Consider the following 20,094-nt stretch of genomic DNA (forward strand, 5'->3'; position numbering starts at 1 on the left):
TTTCGGGATGAGATTAGCCCCATCGAATACTGTCAAACGAGTGAGTGCTTTCGCCGCGGCCACCGGCATCGGGTCCTGGCCCGGAACGTCGGCGCGCGAGGCCGCCGAGGTCGTCGTCGGCGAACTGCACACCTTGCCGCATCTGGTGGAACTGCCGGGCCGCGGCGTGGGTGCCGACATGATCGGCCGGGCCGGCGCGATCCTGGTCGACATCGGTATGGACACCGTGCCCCGCGGATATCGGATCGCGGCGGGCCGCACCGCAGTGCTCAGGCGGGCGAGGAGCCTGCTCGAGGAGGACCTCGACGCGCTCGAAGAAGCCTGGGAGAAAGCAGGTTTGCGCGGCGCTGGGCGCACGGTCAAGGTTCAGGCGCCGGGGCCGGTCACGTTGGCGGCGCAACTGGAGCTTCCCAACGGCCATCGCGCCCTGACCGATCGAGGCGCGGTGCGCGACCTCACCGCTTCGCTGGCAGAAGGGATCGCAGCGCACCGCGCGACTGTCGGCCGGAGGCTCGACGCGGCGGTGGTGGTTCAATTCGACGAACCGTTGCTGTTCTCCGCGCTCGAAGGCCGGCTGACCGGGGTCACCAGTTTGACGCCCGTGCACCCGGTCGACGAGGCGCAGGCCATCGGGCTGCTCGACGAATGCGTCGCCGCGGCGGACGTCCCGGTGGTCGTGCACAGCTGCTCATCGGGTGTGCCATGGAATACGTTGCAGCGCAGTTCTATCGATGCGGTTTCCGTCGATGTGTCCGCACTGGTGGCCGACGACCTCGACGGGGTGGGGGAGTTCGTCGACTCGGGTCGCACGGTGGTGTTCGGCGTGGTGCCCTCGACGGCGCCGGAGTCCCGTCCTTCGGCCGAGGAGATCGCCAAGGCCGCGGTGTCACTGACCGACCGGCTCGGGTTCGCCCGGTCCGTGCTCAGGGAGCGGACCGGGATCTCGCCCGCGTGCGGCCTGGCGGGCGCCACCGCCGAATGGGCGCGCACCGCGATCGGTTTGGCGCAGAAGGCGGCGGATGCTTTCGCCGAGGACCCCGACGCGATCTAGTCAGCTAAGCGGCCGACGTGATACCGGTCAACGGGCTGGCAACAACCAAACCGGTGGCGCCAGCGGCCTTGGTGAGCAGCCGGCGCAGTGGCCGTGACCGCATCTGGCGGATGTGGCCCGCACTCCTCGCCGACGCCAGCGAGTCCCTGGAGACGGTTTCGCGAGCCGTGGATCGCACGGTCGAGCGACCCACGGGCGCACGTCGCGGACCACGGAAAACGCGCTTCGCTGAACTATTTGCGGCGTTCCTGCCGGACACCTCGTCTTACGCGGCTACCCATGCGAGAATGCTCCGCAGGCGGCGTCGATCGCCTTTGCCGAGAAGGGAATGGTGTCCGGATGAACGCGCGCCTCGCCGCAGGTGCCGGCGTGGTGTCCGTATTTCTCCTGGTGAGCGGATCGGGTGCGGTGGTCGCATACGCCCACCCCGGTGATTCGCGCGGCTCGGACCGGGGCCACAGCGCCGACCGCGGCGGCGGCCACGACAGCCGCGGGTCCGGCAACGGCAAGCACGACAACGACCGTCGCGACGGCAAGCGCATCACCGGCAGCAAACGGGGCGGGGACACCAACGGGCCCGGCACCGTCCCGAAGTCGCGGGTCGGATCCGGCCGAAACGGGCTCGCGCAGCCGTCGCCGGATAACCGGCCGGGCCCTGTTATCGCCCCGGAGTCGGCCGGCCGCACAGCGTCGCCGGGCGCATCGGCCGCCGCGCCCGATGTGTCGGCCAGCCGTGCGGTTGCGCCCGATGTGTCGGCCAGCCGGTCGGCCGTCGCAGGCGCGACGCCTCCGGTCGAGGCGCCGGTGAACACCACGTTGTCGACCGGCCCAATTGCCTCTGGCGGATCCGGTGCTGCGAGTGCGCCGGCCCCAGCGTTCGAGCCGCCGCAGGTGGCGTTCGGCAACGGGCGCACGCCGCAGAGCCGAGATTCCCAACCCGAAACCCATTGGCAGCCACCAGCACTGGCGTCGCCCTCAGCGCCGGTGCCCGCGCAACCGGTCCTGACGCCGCCGCTATCACCGGCTCCGCCTGCTCCGGCTCCGTTGGAACCGCTGGCGACCCCGCCCCCGGTGGTGCGCCAGTTCGTCGTCGCGCCCGGCGCCGGGACGAGCGACCCGCTGTGGGGCCTGGCCGGGTTGCTGCTCATCCCGGTGGCGGGCGCCGCGCTGGGCTACCGGCAGGCGCGGGCGGCGCAGGTCGCCGAACGGATCGGCCGGCCCTGATCAGCCGCGCAGATCCTTGCGCAGGACCGCTAGCTCAGCGCTGTGCATTGACCAGGTAAATCCTGATTAAGTGAATGCGCTGTGGCCTGAAAGATCCTTGACTGAAACTCGCCAGCTCGACTCTTGGCGTAGCTCTCAGTGTGTTGTGCACTTACATGCGAGACACCATTCACCATCGTCGGTTCCTGTGACCTTTTCGCGGCGCCTGTCGTCATGACGTCGGACACCGCGTAGCACACCCAAAATTCTGAGTATGAGGTTATCTCCAAATCGGACTGACTGCTGAGCAGCAATGGTAGCGTGCTCGCAATGGAGGGGATCGTTCATTGGCTTCAAATTAATGGGTGGCTAGTAACCGCGATTAGTGCTGCAGTTGCGGCCACCATTGCTGTGACTCTCTATTTCAAGAATAAGAAGCGGAAGACGCTCGACTTTCTGATCTTAACCGATATTCCTGTTCTTTCCCCAGAGGGAGCCGCTATTTCCGAGCAGGTGCGAGTTGTTGTGCACGGCGAAACCATCGACAATCCGCGACTAGTATCAGTCTTGTTTGCGAATACCGGCAATCAGGAGATAGTCGCCGACGATTTCCTTCTGCCTTTCACAGCTGAATGCAAGGGGGGTAAAATTGTCAGCGCAAGCATTGGGGACGCTTCGGAAGAAACAGTTTCGGCGGAGGTGCATGATGACCACACGGTGACTGTAGACTGTTTGAACGCCGGTGAACACGTAGTCGTGCAGTATCTCGTCGAAGTGAGTGATGATGAAGATGAAGATGTTGAGCTGAAGCCAAAGTACCGGGTTCGCGGCGCTACTCGCGCACCGCAAGAGATCGATACTATGCGTACCCGTCGGGTACTTCGGCGATCAGTCTTGATAGAGGTTATCTTTTTATGGGCAATCGCACCCTATTTTCTCTACAAGTTGTGGACGACGACACAGTTAACTGTGAATGATTCTCAAGTGGGTATGACTGTGCTGTTCGGTTTCGTGTTATTGTTTGTAGCATTGTCATACTACCTGCTGCATAAATTCACTCCGCTCAAGTAATTCTGCGCCAATTTTATTGGGGTCACTAATCCGAATGTTATGCGACAGGAAAGCAGGCAGCCGCATTCAGAATCTGAATGCCGATGGTTAACATGCGAAATCGAGAGATGGTTGACGGGGAGTCGAATCGCACTGCGGGAGCCAACTCGTGACTATTTCAACACCGGGCAGTCAAGGCGGCGACGACGGCAAGAAGTTGAGCGAGGTGGCGCGGGAGAAGCGCGCCGACACCGAAGCGCAACCCCCATCGCTCCCATCTAAAAGCTCCTCGCCTGCCACGGACGAGGCTGAGGCAGCGCTTGCCGAACAAGCCGGTAGGTGGCCGCTTTGGGTCTTGGTCGTGTTCGGCGCGCTGGGCGGTCTGATCCTGGGTGGCGGCTCATTCGCATGGCTGTCCTGGCTCCTCAGTGATCGGCCAGCCCCGTGGAACGATGACGGAGGGTGGTTCGCATGGCTCGACTCGGTGGACGGTGCCGCCCTATTTGACGCCGCCAGGACAGCCGCCACCCTCCTAGCCATCATCGGCGTCGGCGGTGCAGCCTTCGTCGCTTACAGACGTCAGGCGACCACAGAACTCACCTATCAGTTCACTGTCCGAGCACATGCAGTCGCCATTGATGCGCAGGAGACTGCCGCCCGCCAGTACGAACTTGACTCGAAAAAATATGAACTGGATCGCCAGCGTCACGATTTGGAAACACAACGCCGCATTGACGATCGCGAGCGTGAGCTGCGGGCCAGATTTGCGTCCATCGCTGCTCAGCTAGATGCGGAACGGTTTGCGGAACGACACGCAGCCGTCTTCGCATTAGCATCTCTGGCCGATGACTGGCACCGTGCGGGCAACGATGTCGAGCGGCAGGCGTGTGTGGACTTATTCTGCGCGCAACTGCGAAGCCGTCGCGTCCGAAAGCCTTTCCCTAGAGAAGAGGAAGCGGGCATAGGGCCAACTACGGCGAAGTACATGCAAGACGCTGAAATTCGCAACGCTCTGGTCGCTCTACTGCGGTCTCACCGTCCTTTGGTGGCAGACTCCGACGACAATTGGAAGTCATGTCTGCTCGACCTGTCGGGAGCTGACCTTTCGGGGTTCTACTTCAAGGACACCGACCTGCGCGGCGTCAACCTGGACGACGCAAATCTTAGCGATGCCAACATGGTCGGTGCTGATTTGTGCAATGCGACGATGGTGCGAGCAATACTGTCGTCCGCGAATTTCGAGAAGGCAACCATGGTTAACGCAAGGCTTCATAGCACCCGCATCGTAGACAGCGTGGACGATAAGCGCCCGTGGGGCAACGCTGCTCGGTTCAACAGCGCAGACTTGCGGCGCGCATGGTTCACCAATGCCCGCTTGAAATACTCCGAATTCGACGGGGCCGATTTCACGGGCGCCAAGATGGACCGCGCCGACTTGCGAAACTGTCACTTCGTCGCTGCGACGCTGACAGAGGCCCGATGCCGTGAATCGAACCTTGAGCAAGCCAACTTCGCCCGAGCCGAACTACGTTTCGCCCGGTTCATCGAAAGTGAGCTTGCGAAGGCCAACTTCTCAAAGGCTGATCTGCGCGACACGGACTTTAGGGAGAGTGATCTTACAGCTGCCAATTTCGAGAGAATCCGCCACAACGCCGGTACGCGCTGGCCCAACGAAGAACCACCGGGAAACATCGGACAGCCAGAACTTTCTGAGACTGAAACCCCCGGGCAGGATCGACCGCTCGGGGGTCCCGATTCCGATTGAGCCAACTCCCTGGCTCGCAGGTGGAAGGGGGCACCCCTCCCCGTCACCGGGTAGACACGACACCTGGTGACTGCATCGCCGTGAGGAGCCAGGGGCCGGGGGCGTTTGTTGTGGTGTACTACTTCTTGCGCTCCTTAAAGGGGCGCGGCGTTGGGTGACGGTCAGCCCGCCCATGCCTTCGGTCTTCACCTGTGAGGGGTTCTGACCAGTCGTCCCGCCACGGTAAGGATTACGGCATCTAGGTCCTCGGCGGGTTCGGGGGTGAATCAGGTCCAACGAATCTCCCGTTTCCTGCATGAGTAGGATCTTGTCTGACAGCGCTGTGCACGTCCAGTAGGCACGCTCGTGTCCTTATAATCCCAGTTTAGAGCGCTTCCGGCTACTGACCGCTACTTCAGATCCTTGCGCAAGATCTTGCCGGACGCCGACTTGGGCACCGCGTCGATGAACGCCACCTGGCGGACCTTCTTGTAGGGAGCCACCTCGCCAGCCACGAATTCGATCACCTGTCGCTCGCTCAGCTCGGCTCCGGATCGCTCGACCACGAACGCCTTCGGCACCTCTTCGCCGTCGGCGCCGATGACTCCGACCACGGCGGCGTCGGCGATGTCGGGATGAGTCAGCAGCACGGCCTCCAGCTCGGCGGGCGGCACCTGATAACCCTTGTACTTGATCAGCTCCTTGAGCCGGTCGACGATGTAGACACAGCCGTCGGCGTCGACCTGTGCGAGGTCACCGGTGTGCAACCAGCCCTGGTCGTCGATGGTCTCCTTGGTGGCCTTCTCGTTGCCGAGGTAACCCGCCATCACGTTGGGCCCCTTGAACAAGAGTTCCCCGGTTTGGCTGAGACCCTCTGTGGGCGGGTCGATCTCGTCACCGGTGTCGGGGTCGACGATCTTCGACGCGGCGTTCGACACCGTCCAGCCGACCGAGCTGAGCGGGGCCACCATGTTCATCTCGTGTTGGCCGCCGTCGAACGGCGTGATGTGGCTGACCGGGCTGAGCTCGCTCATGCCGTAACCCTGGATCACTCGACAGCCCAACCGCTCGGCCACGGCGTGGCCGAGGTCGGCGTCCAAAGGGGCCGCACCCGACATCACGACATTCAACGACGACAGGTCGTACTCGTCGACCAGCGGATGCTTGGCCAGCGCGACCGCGACGGGCGGGGCGATGAACGCGATGGTGCAGGCATGGTCCTGGATGTTGCCCAGGAAGTCGCCGAGATCGAAGCTCGGCATGATGACCAGCCGGGCCCTGGCGTGCAGTGCCGCGTTGAGCAGCACGGTCATCCCGTAGATGTGGAAGAACGGGAGAACGGCCAACACGGTGTCGTCGGCGACCATGCCGTGCAGCGGCCGGATCTGGGCGACGTTGGCCACCAGGTTGCGGTGGGTGAGCATGACGCCCTTCGGGTTTCCGGTCGTTCCCGAACTGTAGGGCAGCACGGCAAGGTGCGATGAGGGCGCGAAGCTCACCTCAGGCGGTGGATGGCCCGGCCCCATGAGGTCGGCGGCGTTGGGATGCCCGTCCGAGGACAGGCCGGGTCCGTCGAGCACGACGAGCCCGTCGTCGGGAATGCCGACCGCCGCGGCCGCTTCCTCGGCTTGGGGCAGCAGCAGCGCCACCGTCACGAGCATCCTGGCGTTCGAATCGGTCAACTGCTTGGCGATGTCCTTGGCGGTGAACAACGCGTTGACGGTCGTGGCCGTCGCGCCCGCGCGCAGGATGCCGTGGAATGCGACCGCGAATCCCGAGCTGTTCGGCGAGAGCAGGCCGACCACATCGCCGACGCCGATCCCGCGCCCGGCAAGCGCACCGGCGAACGCGTCGACGCGCGCGATCGTTTCGCGGTAGGTCGTCTCCCGCCCCGATTTCGCGTCGACAAGCGCGACGCGGTCGAGGTCGTCTTCTGCGATATGTCCGAAAAGGTAGTCGTAGACGCTGGTGGACGGGATGTCGACCTCGGGGAAGGGGCTCGCGAAACTCATGGCGTCTCCGATCGAATCATGCCCTGTCTGCTACCTGGTCAGCCTTCGTCGAGCTGTTTGACGAGTTTCCTGGGCGCAGTCAACCGAAACGACGCATCGATCAGCTCGCGTATCTCGTCCCAGTCGATCTTCTTCCGAGCCGACAGGTCTAGCCCGAGCCACCCCGACGGTCCCAGGTAGGCCGGAGAGAAGAATCGGGCGTCCTGCTGCAGCGCCTGGCGTTCACTGTCGTCGACCTTGACCAGGATCGACTGCGGGTACTGGATGTAGTCGCCCTTGGTCGTAGGTTTGACGCTGCCGCCGTACATGGCGAACATCTTGGCGACGAAGAACGCCGGCCGTCCGTGCGAGACCTTCTCGTAAGCCTCGGGGAACGCCAGCGCCACGGTCCGTACCCGGGCCAGCACCGGGTCGTCGTCGCGGAACATGATCGGGTGCGGCATGGGGCCAGGGTAACGGTGCGGTGCTGTCGGGCCGCTCGGTTAGCCTGCGAAGGTGACCTCCAAGGGTGCGGAAGACGCGCTGGCCGCACAGGCCGACGACGCCCCCGACGCCGACGTGCGTCGCCGCTGGCAAGAGCTCGCCGACCAGGTGCGTGAGCACCAGTTCCGCTACTACGTGCGGGACTCGCCGATCATCACCGACGCCGAGTTCGACACGTTGCTTCGCGAACTGGAGGCCCTCGAGGAGGACCATCCCGAACTGCGCACCCCGGACTCGCCGACCCAGTTGGTGGGTGGGGCCGGCTTCGCCACCGACTTCACCCCGGCCGACCACCTCGAGCGGATGCTGAGCCTGGACAACGCCTTCACACCCGACGAGCTCGCCGTATGGGCGGGGCGGCTCAAGGGCGAGATCGGACCAAACGTGCTGCAGGACGCGCACTTCCTGTGCGAGCTCAAGATCGACGGGGTCGCCCTGTCCCTGGTGTATCGCGACGGTCGGCTCGAGCGGGCGGCCACCCGAGGTGACGGCCGCACCGGTGAGGACGTCACGCTGAACGCCCGCACCATCGGTGACATCCCTGAAAAGCTCAGGGACAGCGACGAATTCCCGCAGCCGAAGGTTCTCGAGGTGCGCGGCGAGGTGTTCTTCCGGGTGGCCGACTTCGAGGAACTCAACGCCGGCCTGGTCGCCGACGGCAAGCCGCCGTTCGCCAATCCGCGCAACAGCGCGGCGGGCTCGCTGCGGCAGAAGAACCCCGCCGTCACCGCGCGCCGTAAGCTGCGGATGATCTGCCACGGCGTGGGGCAGGCAGAGGGCTTCCGCCCGAAGACACTGCACGACGCCTACCGCGCATTGGCGGCCTGGGGACTGCCGGTCTCCGAGCACACCGCGCAGGTCAAGGGGATCGACGCGGTCACCGAGCGAATCGCGTACTGGGGCGAGCACCGCCATGACGTCGAGCACGAAATCGACGGTGTGGTGGTCAAAGTCGACGATGTGTCGTTGCAGCGCCGACTCGGGTCGACGTCGAGGGCGCCGCGGTGGGCCATCGCCTACAAGTTCCCGCCCGAGGAGGCGCAGACCAAGCTGCTCGACATCAGGGTCAACGTCGGGCGCACCGGTCGAGTCACGCCGTTCGCCTGGATGGAGCCGGTCAAGGTGGCCGGCTCGACGGTCAGCCAGGCCACGCTGCACAACGCCTCGGAGGTCAAGCGCAAGGGCGTGCTCATCGGTGACACGGTGGTCATCCGCAAGGCGGGCGACGTGATCCCCGAGGTGCTCGGCCCGGTCGTCGATCTGCGCGACGGCTCCGAACGCGAGTTCGTGATGCCGACGCACTGCCCGGAGTGCGGAACCAAGCTCGCGCCCGCGAAGGAGGGCGACGCCGACATCCGGTGCCCGAACACCCGATCCTGTCCGGCGCAGTTGCGCGAGCGCGTGTTTCACGTCGCGGGCCGCGGTGCGTTCGACATCGAGGGTCTGGGCTATGAGGCGGGCACCGCGCTGCTGCAGGCCGGTGTCATCGCCGACGAGGGTGACCTGTTCACGCTGACCGAAGAGGACCTGCTACGCACGGACCTGTTCACCACGAAGAACGGCCAGCTTTCGGCCAACGGGAAACGGCTACTGGCCAACCTGGACAAGGCCAAATCGCAACCGCTGTGGCGAGTGTTGGTCGCGCTGTCGATCCGGCACGTCGGGCCGACGGCGGCGCGCGCACTGGCCACCGAGTACGGCAGCCTCGACGCCGTCATGGCGGCTTCGGAGGAGGAGTTGGCGGTCGTCGAGGGGGTGGGTCCGACGATCGCGGCCGCGGTCACCGAGTGGTTCACCGTCGACTGGCATCGCGCGATCGTCGACAAGTGGCGCGAGGCCGGGGTGCGGATGGCCGATGAACGCGACGCCAGCATCGAACGGACGCTGGAGGGGCTGTCAATCGTCGTCACCGGCTCGCTGACCGGGTTCTCTCGCGACGAGGCCAAGGAGGCGATCGTCGCGCGCGGTGGCAAGGCGGCCGGCTCCGTGTCGAAGAAGACGGCGTACGTGGTCGCCGGTGATTCGCCGGGCTCGAAGTACGACAAAGCCGTCGAGCTTGGCGTGCCGATCCTCGACGAGGATGGGTTCTCCCGGTTGTTGCAGAACGGGCCCGACGGCGTCTGAGTCGCTGCCTATGACTACTTCCGCGTTTGTCGGCTCCGCTCACCGGGCACCCGACTGGGCGAATCGACAAGGAGTTGTGATGGCGATCTGCGATACCTGTGGCAACGACTACGACAAGGCGTTCACCGTGACGTGGCCCGACGGCCGCAGCGCGACGTTCGACAGCGTCGAGTGTGCGGCGGTCCAACTGGCCCCGGAGTGCGCCCACTGCGGGTGCCGAATCCTCGGTCACGGCATCGAGACAGAAGAAGCGATCTTCTGCTGCGCGCACTGTGCCCGAAAGGACACCAACGCCGACGTCAACGACCGCTGGCCGGTGCCTGCGGGCGGCTGACGCTCAGCGGTATCCACGCCGCACGTCGTCGACGACGCGCGGGTGGTCGAGCGTCGACGGTTCCAACGTCTGGGGCCGGGTGTCGCCGCCGAACACAGTGGCGGCATCCAGCGTGCGTTGGTCGAGGTAGCGCAGCGGTGGGGCGTCGGCCGGGATCGTCGGCTTCGGTGCCGCCGGGCCCCGGCGCGCCAGGACGAATCCCCAGTCGCCGAATGTCGGCACGTGCACGTGATACGGGGTCACTGCGTAGCCGGCGGCACGGATCGTCGACACCGTGCGCCAGAATGCGGCCGGGGTGGAGAAGGGGCTACCCGCCTGCACGGCCAGCAGACCGTCCGGCGCCAACACCCGCGCGATCAAGGTATAGAACTCCACCGAGTACAGCCGTCCCAGCGCCGGGTTGTCCGGGTCGGGCAGATCGGCGATCACCGCGTCGAAGCCGCCGGGCTCGACGCTCCCGGGGGCGGTGCGCAGCCACTTCATCGCGTCGTCGATGACCACCTGCATTCGCGGATCGTCCAGGGCACCGGCGTTCGCATCGCGCAACGTGGTACGCCCCACCTCGACTACCGCGGGGTCCAGCTCCACCTGCACGATTCTCTCGATGTCCTCGTCTCGCAACGCTTCACGTGCCACCAAGCCGTCACCGCCGCCGAGGATCAGCACCGAGCGCGCGTCGGCGCCGAGTGCGGGGTAGACCAGACTCTCGGTGTAGCGGTACTCGTCGCGAGTCGAAAACTGCAGTCCGCCATCGAGATACAGCCGAACGTCGTCACCGCGCCGGGTGACCACGATCTCCTGGTACGCCGACTGCTCGTGGGCGATGATCGGATCGGCGTAGAGGCGCTGGCGGGTAGAGGCCTGAATACCGTCCGCACGCACCAGAAGCGTGACGAGCAATGCCAGCGCGGCCGCCAGCACCGTCAGCGACACCGCCAGTTCGCGCGTACTGACAATGCGGCGCAGCAGGAGCACCGCCACGACGGCCGCCGCGACGAGGTTGACGATCCCGGTGGCGGCGGCGCCCCGGATCATGCCCAGCTGGGGCAGTAGGAGAAACGGCCAGACCAACCCGCCGATCAGCGCACCCAGGTAGTCGGCGGCGTTCAGGTTGGCCAACACCCGGCCGGTGTCGGTGGCGCCCGCGGTGCGTCCCCGCTGCAGCAGGGTCATCAGCAACGGCACCTCGGCGCCGACCAGACAGCCGATCACGGCGGTGCCGATCGCGAGCACCCACAGCGAGCCGCCCACGAAGGCGAACGCGACATACAATGCGGCCGCGGACAACCCGCCGATGATCGCCAACGTCGTCTCGACGGCGATGAACGTGACAGCCGCGCGGTGCAACAACGGCTTCACCAGCAGCGCACCGACGCCCAACGCGGCGACGTAGCCGGCGACGATCAGCGACATCGCCACGATGCCCCCGCCGTGCAGGTTGGTCGACAGCGTCAGTAGCGCCAGTTCGTAGATGATGCCGCACGCCGCGCACGCCGCCACGGCCGCGAACAACACCGCGCGCCACCGCCTGACCGATCCGGCCAGCTGCGGTGCGGGTGCGTCGTGTTCGGTCGCCGTCATGACAGCGCGGCGGCGTTCACCCCTCCCACGGCGAGCAGCGTCACAGCGGTCGCGATGGCGGCGGGGTGCAGCCGCTCCTCGGTGATCAGGTCGCGGAAACGCCCGGGTACCACCACCTCCAGCACGATCAGCGCCAGTCCTTGCAGCACAACGCCGACCAGCCCGTACACCGCCGCGTCGACGAGCCCTTGGCCCAGTTCGTTGGAACTGGCCACGATCGCCGAAATCACGACGATGGCCAGGGCCGCATACATTCCCGATGCGACCGCGACGGCGTTGGGCCGCCGCTCGACGAACACCAACCTGCGCAGGTTGCCCGGGGTCAGCAAGTCGGCCATGGCGAATCCGGCTGCCAGGACGCCGACACCCACCAGGAAGTACAGGATCGCTGCGACCACATTCTGGGCGAGGCTCTCGCCGCTGATGGTGCCGAATTCGACCGCCAGATTCATGGGGTTCTCCTTACCTGATTGGCTCTGGTGCGCGTGTCATTTCGTCCCACCCGGGCCGCCGGAACTACCGCCCGCGCCGCCGGCCGGTGCACCCGGAAAGAAACCGGGCCCGAGGAAGATGAACGCGCCCCCGGTGTATCTGCTGCCGCGAACGTCCTCGACCCGGATGGTGCATGGTCGGTTGCCGTCCGGCCCGATGATCACGATGTCGTCGTCATAACGCAGGTACTCGATGCCGCGGTCGGTGGCCCGCGCCTCGGGTGCCTGATAGTCGGCAAGACGGTCGGCCACTTCACTGGGGGACCCGCTGCACTCGTAGCTGCTGGCCTCCGAACCGTGCGAGTACGCGGCGTAGTTCTCGGCCACATATGTACGAATGTCGCGGTTCTGCAACGAGATACCGAGAATCAGGCATGCAATCCCCGCCACGGCCAACCCTCCGGCCAGCCAGAACAACGCGCTTCGGCTCACGGTCGCCACCGACTGCGGGTGTAGACGACGGTGCCGCCCGCGGCTTGGGCGGGGTACAAATGCCATGTCCGCCACCGCCAACCGGGCCCGTCCGGTTCGGCGGCCAGCGCGGTCAGTGCGGCATCGTCACCTGGGAACGCACCACCGAGCCAGCCGTCCTCGTGCTCACAACTGACCCGCAGCATCTGCGCGAGCCTGCGAAACTCCGCCTCGCCATACGTTTCCGTCCGGGAGTCGATCCGGTATCCGGGCGCTTCGGCGCGGCCCGGAAGGGCGGTATCCGTGCGCGCGGTGCACGAGACCTCCTCGGAGAAGCTGTGTTCGGATTGCTCGACGGCGACCACGTGCGACGCGCCGAGGACGCCGAGCACCAGCGCGCCGTCGGCGGGATGGGGCAGCGAGCACGCCGCCAGCGGCGTCGGTGCGCACGCATTCAACGCCAGCCGAAGCCCCGTGCCGGACACATCGGCCGGAGTCACTACCAGTCGGTGAAAGGGCACAGTTTCCTAATCGCTGGGCGGCGGCGCGGGGTAGACCGTCAACTCGCCGGCCCGCACGGGCCTTCCGGTCGACACTTCCCACGGCATGTCGGGCGCCCAGCGTTCGAAGCCGAGAAGCGATGTCTCGTCGGCGTTCGCGTAGTCGACGAACTCCATCTCCCCGCCCGCGGGCAGTCCGGTGGTGCCCTCGGTGGTGAACGACGCGCTGCCGCGTTCGGTCTCGCGATAGGCGATTCCGTCGACGGCGAGCTCGCCGCCCGGCTGCAGCGCCGCATCCTTGCGTCGTGTCCACATCACCAACTCGAGTCGGCCCTCGTCCTCCTCGACGCTGAACCACAGGGGATCCGAATCGGAATCACCTTCCAGCAGATGCTCCCACCAGACGAACGGGCCTTGGCGCAACGTCACCGAGCCGCGGACCACGTAGTCGATGCCGCCGTGGGAGACGATCGCGCCGGGTCCGAGTTGGCGCGGGCCGAACTGCGGCATGGTGGCGGCGAACTTGAGCGGATCTTCGCGCGTGGTCGGCGTCTTCGGCTTCTTCGGTCGCTGAAGCGCCTTCACCAGCACGACGATCGCCGCGATCAGCAGGATGGCGGCCAGCACGATCAGCAGCGTTTCCACGCGAAACCTTCCGGTCGACGTTGAGCGGTGCGGTTGATGGGATTGCCGCCAACCGTAACAGCCGCCCGGCCGCGTGAACTCAGCGCAGAATCGTGGCGACGATGCCCGCCAAGTAACCCAATCTGGCGACCTCGGACGGCCGGAACTGCGGCCCGCCGGGGCGGCCCAGCACCACCGCGGTGCGCGGATCGCCGAGCGGGGCGGCGGCCAGCGTGGTCGCCATATCCCGCCAGACCTGGGGCACCCACGCGGCCTCGCCGTCGAGGGCCTCGGCCCGGTCGAGCGGTAGCCACGGGATCTCGGCGGCCTGCGTCTCGGGGGCGCCCGGGCTGCCGACGACACGTTGCGGCCCACTGTCGGTCAGGTGCATCACGGTGGCCCAACCCACCCGCAACACCCGAGGCGCCTCGTCGGCCAGGACCTGCAACTTGTCCTTGCGGTCCGCCGCCGCGATGTGGTCGATGAGCTCGAGTTCGCGATGGGCCTCGAGCAGGCCGGTGTGCGGCCGGACCGAGTCGACGTAGACACCTTTGATCTGCTCGGCGGCGGTGATCAGCATGTCCGGCATCGCGCCTGCGGGCAGCTCGACCACGAGATCGTCGACGGCGTAGCCGGCCGAACGTTCCACCACGTCGAGCGAGAGAATGTCGGCGCCCACCGACCCGAGCGCCACGGCGAGGGAGCCGAGGCTGCCGGGCCGGTCCTCTAGCTGGACCCGCAGCAGGTACGTAGGCACGCGCAACACTTTTACACAGCGCGACGGCGCGGGCATTCCGGCCTCGGCGGCCGCAACGGCGATGACTAGGCTTGCTTGTCGTGTCGCAGATCTCCCGAGACGAGGTAGCCCATCTGGCGCGTCTGGCCCGCCTCGCCCTGACCGAAGACGAGCTGGACAGCTATGCCGGGCAGTTGGACGCCATCCTCGGTCACGTCAGCCAAATCCAGTCCGTCGACGTCGAAGGGGTCAAACCGACCGGGAACCCGCTCACCGACGTCAACGTGTTCCGGCCGGACACGGTCGAGCCGTGCCTGACGCAGGAGGAGGCGCTGGACCAGGCGCCCAAGGCGGCCGAGGGCCGGTTTGCGGTGCCGCGGATCCTGGGGGAGGCGCAGTGAGCGATCTCACCCGGATGGACGCGGCGACGCTCGGAGAAAAGATCGCCGCCAAAGAGGTGTCGTCGACGGAGGTCACCCAGGCGCACCTGGACCAGATCGTTGCGACCGACGACCGCTACCACGCGTTCCTGCATGTCGCCAAGGAGCGTGCGCTGGAGGCCGCCGCGCGCGTTGATGCGGCCGTCGCGGCCGGCGAGGATCTGCCCTCGCCGCTGGCCGGGGTGCCGGTGGCGCTCAAGGACGTCTTCACCACCACCGACATGCCCACGACCTGCGGATCGAAGATCCTCGAGGGCTGGACGTCGCCCTATGACGCGACCGTCACCATGCTGCTGCGTGCTGCCGGCCTGCCGATCCTCGGCAAGACCAACATGGACGAGTTCGCAATGGGTTCGTCCACGGAGAACTCCGCATACGGGCCGACGCGCAATCCGTGGGACGTCGAGCGCGTCCCCGGCGGCTCCGGCGGCGGGAGCGCCGCGGCGCTGGCGGCGTTTCAGGCGCCGTTGGCCATCGGCACCGACACCGGCGGCTCGATCCGCCAGCCGGCCGCGCTGACCGCCACGGTCGGCGTGAAACCGACCTACGGAACCGTCTCGCGCTACGGGCTGGTCGCCTGCGCGTCCTCGCTCGACCAGGGCGGCCCGTGCGCGCGCACCGTCCTCGACACCGCACTGCTGCACCAGGTGATCGCCGGGCACGACGCGAAGGACTCCACCTCGGTCCACGCCACGGTGCCCGACGTCGTCGGCGCCGCACGGGCGGGGGCGGCCGGTGACCTGGCGGGCGTGCGGATCGGTGTGGTCAAGCAGTTGCGTGGGGACGGCTACCAGCCCGGTGTGCTGGAGTCGTTCAACGCCGCCGTCGAACAGCTGACCGCGCTGGGCGCCGAGGTCAGCGAGGTGGACTGCCCGCACTTCGACTACTCGCTGCCGGCCTACTATCTGATCCTTCCATCGGAGGTCTCGAGCAACCTCGCGCGCTTCGACGCGATGCGTTTCGGGATGCGCGTCGGTGACGACGGCACGCACAGCGCCGAGGAAGTCATGGCGCTGACCCGTGCCGCCGGTTTCGGTCCGGAAGTCAAGCGGCGCATCATGATTGGCACCTATGCGCTGTCGGCGGGGTACTACGACGCGTATTACAACCAGGCGCAGAAGGTGCGCACGCTGATCGCGCGCGATCTCGACGAGGCATACGAGAAGGTCGACGTGCTGATCTCGCCGACGACGCCGACGACGGCATTCCCGTTGGGGGAGAAGGTCGACGACCCGCTGGCGATGTACCTGTTCGACCTGTGCACGCTGCCGTTGAACCTGGCGGGCCACTGCGGAATGTCGGTGCCTTCGGCGCTGTCACCCGACGACAGGCTGCCTGTCGGACTGCAGATCATGGCGCCCGCGCTGGCCGACGACCGGTTGTACCGCGTCGGTGCGGCCTATGAGGTGGCGCGCGGGCCGCTGTCGACGGCGGTTTAGGCGCCGCGAGCGCACGTTTGTTGGACGCAAACGCCGACAGAGGGCGCGAACATCCGCGCGCTCGGGGAGGATGTAGCCATGCGGATCGGAGTGCTGACCGGTGGCGGTGACTGTCCCGGACTGAACGCGGTCATTCGGGCCGTGGTGCGCACGTGCGACGTGCGCTACGGCTCGTCGGTCGTCGGATTCCAGGACGGCTGGCGCGGTCTGTTGGAGAACCGTCGCATCCAACTGGCCAACGACGACCGCAACGACCGGTTGCTGGCTAAGGGGGGCACGATGCTCGGTACTGCCCGCGTGCATCCGGAGAAACTGCGCGCCGGGCTCGACCAGATCAAGCAGACGCTCGACGACAACGGCATCGACGTGCTGATCCCGATCGGCGGCGAGGGCACGCTCACGGCCGCGCACTGGCTCTCCGAGGAGAACGTTCCCGTCGTCGGCGTGCCGAAGACCATCGATAACGACATCGACTGCACCGATGTCACGTTCGGCCATGACACCGCGCTCGGGGTGGCCAGCGAGGCCATCGACCGGTTGCACAGCACCGCGGAGTCACATCAGCGCGTGATGCTCGTCGAGGTGATGGGCCGCCACGCGGGGTGGATCGCGCTGAATGCGGGTTTGGCCTCGGGCGCGCACATGACGCTGATCCCCGAACAGCCCTTCGACGTCGAAGAGGTCTGCCGACTGATCAAACAGCGCTTCGTGCGCGGTGATTCGCACTTCATCTGCGTGGTGGCAGAAGGGGCGAAGCCGGCCGAGGGGTCGATGCAGCTGCGGCAGGGCGGGGTCGACGAGTTCGGCCACGAACGTTTCACCGGCGTCGCCCAGCAGCTCGCCTTCGAGGTGGAAAAGCGGATCAACAAAGAGGTGCGGGTGACGGTTCTGGGCCATGTGCAGCGCGGCGGCACGCCGACGCCCTTTGATCGCGTGCTGGCCACGCGCTTCGGCGTCAACGCCGCCGACGCTGCGCACGCGGGGGAGTACGGGATGATGGTGTCGCTGCGCGGCCAGGAGATCGGCCGCGTCTCGCTCGCGGACGCCACCCGCCAGTTGAAGCTCGTCCCGCAGAGCCGGTACGACGACGCCGCGGAGTTCTTCGGCTGAGCCCGCTTACTAGGATCGGCGTCATGACTGCTGCGACCGCCGAACTGCTCGACTACGACGACGTCGTCGCGCGCTACGAGCCCGTGCTCGGCTTGGAAGTCCACGTCGAACTGTCCACCGCCACCAAGATGTTCTGCGGTTGCGCCAACCGGTTCGGCGCCGAACCCAACACTCAGGTGTGCCCCGTCTGCCTGGGACTGCCCGGGTCGCTGCCCGTGCTCAACGAGAAGGCCGTCGAGTCCGCGATCCGGATCGGGCTCGCGCTGAACTGCGAGATCGTGCCGTGGTGCCGGTTCGCCCGCAAGAACTACTTCTATCCGGACATGCCGAAGAACTACCAGATCTCGCAGTACGACGAGCCGATCGCGATCAACGGTCACCTCGACGTGCCGCTCGACGACGGTACGACCTGGCGGGTCGACATCGAGCGCGCCCACATGGAAGAGGACACCGGCAAGCTGACCCACCTCGGGAGCGATACGGGCCGCATCGAGGGCGCCACGACCTCGCTGATCGACTACAACCGTTCCGGTGTGCCGCTGATCGAGATCGTGACCAAGCCGATCGAAGGCGCCGGCGAGCGCGCCCCCGAGATCGCCCGTGCCTACGTGACGGCGTTGCGGGATCTGCTGCGCGGTCTGGGCGTCTCCGACGTCCGCATGGACCAGGGGTCGATGCGCTGTGACTCCAACGTCTCGCTCAAACCGATAGGGCGAAAGGAGTTCGGCACCCGCACCGAAACCAAGAACGTCAACTCGCTCAAGAGCGTCGAGGTCGCTGTCCGCTACGAGATGCGCCGCCAGGCAGCAGTTCTCGAGTCAGGCGGTCGAATCACCCAGGAGACCAGGCACTTTCACGAGGACGGATACACCTCACCGGGACGCAGCAAGGAAACCGCCGAGGATTACCGGTATTTCCCCGAGCCCGACCTCGAGCCGGTGGCACCCGATGCGGAGTGGATCGAGCGGTTGCGGGCGACGATCCCCGAGCTTCCGTGGCTGTCCCGCAAGCGGATTCAGGACGAATGGGGAATTTCCGACGAAGTGATGCGCGACCTCGTCAACATCGGTGCGCTCGACCTGATCGCCGCCACCGTCGAACAGGGCGCATCCAGCGACGCGGCGCGGGCGTGGTGGGGAAACTTCCTGGTGCAGAAGGCCAATGAAGCCGGGGTAGAGCTGGACGCACTCCCGATCACGCCCGCACAGGTGGCCGCGGTCGTCAAGCTCGTCGACGACGGCAAGCTGTCCAACAAGCTCGCCCGGCAGGTCGTCGAGGGTGTACTGGCCGGTGAGGGCGAACCCGAGCAGGTGATGAAGGATCGCGGGCTGGAGGTCGTGCGCGACGATTCGGCGTTGCAGGCCGCCGTCGACGAGGCGCTGGCGGCCAATCCCGGCATCGTCGAGAAGATCCGGGGCGGCAAGGTGCAGGCCGCGGGCGCGATCGTCGGCGCCGTCATGAAGGCCACCAAGGGTCAGGCCGACGCGGCGCGTGTCCGTGAGCTGGTCCTGGAGGCCTGCAGTTAGCGCCGAAACTGCACACAGGGTCGTGCGCGACGCTCATTCACTGCACTGGCTGCAGTTTCGAGCGCAACCGATCAGGTGTTGTCGGCCGGGTTGCGCGGGAAGCCGCCGCCCTGCGGGAACAGCGGGAAGACCACGTCGTCGAGTTTTTGGGCATCGCCCGCCGTCTTGTTGATCGTGCCGCCCCAGATGTTGCCGTCGGGCGACATGGCCAATGCCCAGGCGTGGCCGTGCTGGTCCTGGCGCACCACCTCGGGATCGCCGGTCACCGCACCGGTTTCGGGCGCGAGCCGCACGGCGACGGTCTGCTTGGTGTTGACCAGATTGACCAGAACCGACCCGTCGAGGGCGGCGCAGCCCGCAACACCGGGCCGGTCGGGCCAGGTCCACACCGTGGACGTCTTCGAGTCCTTGGTGATGCGTTGCAACCTGTCACCGGAGGCGGCGCGGTCGGTGATGTACAGCGACCCATCCGAGTGGTCCAGGCACATCCCGCCAGCAGCGCCCAGACCCGACAGGGCGGTCGTCGTCGGGGCCTGATCGACCGTTGTGGGCTGCTCGATCCGCAACACCTTTCCAGCCAGCGACCCCGGGTTTGCGGCATCGGCGGGATTGCCCGCGTCGCCGGTCTGCACGAGCAGCGTCGTCGGGCTGGTGAAGATCAACGCACCGGTGTTGCCGGTGGCGCCCTTCGGGATGCCGGTCAGGATGGGCTTGGGGATGTCGCCGTCGGCGATGCGGATGACACGGTTGTCGGTCGGGGTGCTGACGTAGGCGTACATCAGCCGGTCCTGTTGGTACGTCGGCGACAGCACGATGTCCAACAGCCCGCCATCACCCGACCCGTCGACCGGCAGCGTGGTCTTGACCTTGGGCTCGGCCCGCACCGATACCTCCTTGACCACACCGGTCGTGCGCTCGGCGACCAGGGCCGACTGACTGTCGGGCAGCATGATCAGGCCGCTGGTGCTTTCCAGACAACCCTGCATGACGCCGGGCGCCGGGCACTCCTTGGGAAACGGCGTCGGGGGCAGCGGCGGCGGTGGCGGCGGTGACGACGTCGGACCGGGCTCGAGCTGAGGCTCAGTGGTGAACGGTTGCGACTGCAGATCGTCGAATCGCGCACAGCCCGATCCGACGAGCAACGCCGCGCACGCCACCGCGAGCGCACCCTGCATCGGCCGGCGCAGTTTCATGCGAGCCAGGTTACGGATCATTCGGATGTGTTCGCCACGCAC

The 20,094-nt window shown here is 66.5% G+C and carries 19 protein-coding genes; 10 read left to right on the forward strand and 9 right to left on the reverse strand.

Features of this window, described 5'->3' with window-relative positions; translation table 11 throughout:
- The first annotated feature begins 40 nt into the window (after positions 1-40).
- From CEX87_RS00070 to CEX87_RS00085, 4 genes are all read left to right on the forward strand, one after another.
- Complete coding sequence (locus tag CEX87_RS00070; protein ID WP_094285523.1) at positions 41-1,051, forward strand: uroporphyrinogen decarboxylase/cobalamine-independent methonine synthase family protein; 1,011 nt, start codon at positions 41-43, stop codon at positions 1,049-1,051.
- Between the two features lie 339 nt (positions 1,052-1,390).
- Positions 1,391-2,275 carry a hypothetical protein gene (locus CEX87_RS00075; RefSeq protein WP_094285525.1) on the forward strand — a complete coding sequence of 295 codons (885 nt, stop codon included), beginning with the start codon at positions 1,391-1,393 and terminating at the stop codon, positions 2,273-2,275.
- A gap of 309 nt (positions 2,276-2,584) precedes the next feature.
- Positions 2,585-3,325, forward strand: coding sequence for a hypothetical protein (locus CEX87_RS27040; RefSeq protein WP_142301064.1), 741 nt, complete (start codon positions 2,585-2,587; stop codon positions 3,323-3,325).
- Positions 3,326-3,473: 148 nt separating this feature from the next.
- Positions 3,474-5,069, forward strand: coding sequence for a pentapeptide repeat-containing protein (locus tag CEX87_RS00085; protein ID WP_094285529.1), 1,596 nt, complete (start codon positions 3,474-3,476; stop codon positions 5,067-5,069).
- A gap of 389 nt (positions 5,070-5,458) precedes the next feature.
- Here the strand turns inward: CEX87_RS00085 and CEX87_RS00090 are convergent, their stop codons facing one another.
- Both CEX87_RS00090 and CEX87_RS00095 read right to left on the reverse strand, forming a co-directional pair.
- Positions 5,459-7,060 carry a 4-coumarate--CoA ligase family protein gene (locus CEX87_RS00090; RefSeq protein ID WP_094285531.1) on the reverse strand — a complete coding sequence of 534 codons (1,602 nt, stop codon included), beginning with the start codon at positions 7,058-7,060 and terminating at the stop codon, positions 5,459-5,461.
- A 38-nt stretch (positions 7,061-7,098) separates the two neighbouring features.
- A complete protein-coding gene (locus CEX87_RS00095) occupies positions 7,099-7,503 on the reverse strand; it encodes an MmcQ/YjbR family DNA-binding protein (protein ID WP_064416827.1) in 405 nt (134 codons plus the stop codon).
- A gap of 79 nt (positions 7,504-7,582) precedes the next feature.
- On the opposite strand from CEX87_RS00095, the gene ligA reads away from it, so the two are divergent.
- Both ligA and CEX87_RS00105 read left to right on the forward strand, forming a co-directional pair.
- Positions 7,583-9,667, forward strand: coding sequence for an NAD-dependent DNA ligase LigA (gene ligA / locus CEX87_RS00100; RefSeq protein WP_094285785.1), 2,085 nt, complete (start codon positions 7,583-7,585; stop codon positions 9,665-9,667).
- Between the two features lie 79 nt (positions 9,668-9,746).
- Positions 9,747-10,001 carry a hypothetical protein gene (locus tag CEX87_RS00105; protein ID WP_064416829.1) on the forward strand — a complete coding sequence of 85 codons (255 nt, stop codon included), beginning with the start codon at positions 9,747-9,749 and terminating at the stop codon, positions 9,999-10,001.
- 3 nt (positions 10,002-10,004) lie between these two features.
- On the opposite strand, the gene CEX87_RS00110 is transcribed toward CEX87_RS00105, so the two are convergent.
- The 6 genes from CEX87_RS00110 to CEX87_RS00135 form a co-directional block, all read right to left on the reverse strand.
- Positions 10,005-11,582 carry a polyamine aminopropyltransferase gene (locus CEX87_RS00110; RefSeq protein ID WP_094285533.1) on the reverse strand — a complete coding sequence of 526 codons (1,578 nt, stop codon included), beginning with the start codon at positions 11,580-11,582 and terminating at the stop codon, positions 10,005-10,007.
- Entirely contained in the window at positions 11,579-12,034 is a 456-nt protein-coding gene (locus tag CEX87_RS00115; protein WP_064416831.1) for a DUF350 domain-containing protein, read from the reverse strand. The genes CEX87_RS00110 and CEX87_RS00115 overlap by 4 nt, the downstream gene beginning before the upstream one ends.
- Before the next feature lie 36 nt (positions 12,035-12,070).
- Entirely contained in the window at positions 12,071-12,505 is a 435-nt protein-coding gene (locus CEX87_RS00120; RefSeq protein WP_094285787.1) for a DUF4247 domain-containing protein, read from the reverse strand.
- Positions 12,502-13,005 carry a DUF2617 family protein gene (locus CEX87_RS00125; protein ID WP_064416832.1) on the reverse strand — a complete coding sequence of 168 codons (504 nt, stop codon included), beginning with the start codon at positions 13,003-13,005 and terminating at the stop codon, positions 12,502-12,504. The genes CEX87_RS00120 and CEX87_RS00125 overlap by 4 nt, the downstream gene beginning before the upstream one ends.
- A 6-nt stretch (positions 13,006-13,011) precedes the next feature.
- Positions 13,012-13,629, reverse strand: a complete 618-nt coding sequence (locus tag CEX87_RS00130) for a DUF4178 domain-containing protein (RefSeq protein ID WP_064416833.1) — start codon at positions 13,627-13,629, stop codon at positions 13,012-13,014.
- Between the two features lie 79 nt (positions 13,630-13,708).
- Positions 13,709-14,365 (reverse strand): ACT domain-containing protein, encoded by a 657-nt coding sequence (locus tag CEX87_RS00135; RefSeq protein ID WP_064398860.1) that lies wholly within the window; start codon positions 14,363-14,365, stop codon positions 13,709-13,711.
- An 80-nt stretch (positions 14,366-14,445) separates the two neighbouring features.
- Between CEX87_RS00135 and gatC the strand changes: the two genes are divergently transcribed.
- The 4 genes from gatC (at position 14,446) to gatB (ending at position 18,859) form a co-directional block, all read left to right on the forward strand.
- Complete coding sequence (gene gatC, locus CEX87_RS00140; RefSeq protein ID WP_064398527.1) at positions 14,446-14,745, forward strand: Asp-tRNA(Asn)/Glu-tRNA(Gln) amidotransferase subunit GatC; 300 nt, start codon at positions 14,446-14,448, stop codon at positions 14,743-14,745.
- Between the two features lie 14 nt (positions 14,746-14,759).
- Complete coding sequence (gene gatA, locus CEX87_RS00145) at positions 14,760-16,223, forward strand: Asp-tRNA(Asn)/Glu-tRNA(Gln) amidotransferase subunit GatA (RefSeq protein ID WP_064416834.1); 1,464 nt, start codon at positions 14,760-14,762, stop codon at positions 16,221-16,223.
- A gap of 78 nt (positions 16,224-16,301) precedes the next feature.
- Positions 16,302-17,333 (forward strand): ATP-dependent 6-phosphofructokinase, encoded by a 1,032-nt coding sequence (locus CEX87_RS00150; protein WP_064398530.1) that lies wholly within the window; start codon positions 16,302-16,304, stop codon positions 17,331-17,333.
- A gap of 23 nt (positions 17,334-17,356) precedes the next feature.
- Positions 17,357-18,859, forward strand: a complete 1,503-nt coding sequence (gatB, locus tag CEX87_RS00155; RefSeq protein WP_064416835.1) for an Asp-tRNA(Asn)/Glu-tRNA(Gln) amidotransferase subunit GatB — start codon at positions 17,357-17,359, stop codon at positions 18,857-18,859.
- Between the two features lie 71 nt (positions 18,860-18,930).
- Here the strand turns inward: gatB and CEX87_RS00160 are convergent, their stop codons facing one another.
- Positions 18,931-20,052, reverse strand: a complete 1,122-nt coding sequence (locus CEX87_RS00160) for a PQQ-dependent sugar dehydrogenase (RefSeq protein ID WP_064398534.1) — start codon at positions 20,050-20,052, stop codon at positions 18,931-18,933.
- Between the last annotated feature and the right edge of the window lie 42 nt (positions 20,053-20,094).

This window comes from Mycobacterium lehmannii (assembly GCF_002245535.1).
In the GTDB taxonomy this organism is placed as follows: domain Bacteria; phylum Actinomycetota; class Actinomycetes; order Mycobacteriales; family Mycobacteriaceae; genus Mycobacterium; species Mycobacterium lehmannii.

Coding starts and splice junctions, on each gene's coding strand:
- CEX87_RS00075 (WP_094285525.1), top strand. CDS start 1,391: ATGAACGCGCGCCTCGCCGCAGGTGCCGGCGTGGTGTCCGTATTTCTC.
- CEX87_RS27040 (WP_142301064.1), top strand. CDS start 2,585: ATGGAGGGGATCGTTCATTGGCTTCAAATTAATGGGTGGCTAGTAACC.
- CEX87_RS00090 (WP_094285531.1), bottom strand. CDS start 7,060: ATGAGTTTCGCGAGCCCCTTCCCCGAGGTCGACATCCCGTCCACCAGC.
- CEX87_RS00095 (WP_064416827.1), bottom strand. CDS start 7,503: ATGCCGCACCCGATCATGTTCCGCGACGACGACCCGGTGCTGGCCCGG.
- CEX87_RS00105 (WP_064416829.1), top strand. CDS start 9,747: ATGGCGATCTGCGATACCTGTGGCAACGACTACGACAAGGCGTTCACC.
- CEX87_RS00110 (WP_094285533.1), bottom strand. CDS start 11,582: ATGACGGCGACCGAACACGACGCACCCGCACCGCAGCTGGCCGGATCG.
- CEX87_RS00115 (WP_064416831.1), bottom strand. CDS start 12,034: ATGAATCTGGCGGTCGAATTCGGCACCATCAGCGGCGAGAGCCTCGCC.
- gatA (WP_064416834.1), top strand. CDS start 14,760: ATGGACGCGGCGACGCTCGGAGAAAAGATCGCCGCCAAAGAGGTGTCG.
- CEX87_RS00150 (WP_064398530.1), top strand. CDS start 16,302: ATGCGGATCGGAGTGCTGACCGGTGGCGGTGACTGTCCCGGACTGAAC.
- gatB (WP_064416835.1), top strand. CDS start 17,357: ATGACTGCTGCGACCGCCGAACTGCTCGACTACGACGACGTCGTCGCG.
- CEX87_RS00160 (WP_064398534.1), bottom strand. CDS start 20,052: ATGAAACTGCGCCGGCCGATGCAGGGTGCGCTCGCGGTGGCGTGCGCG.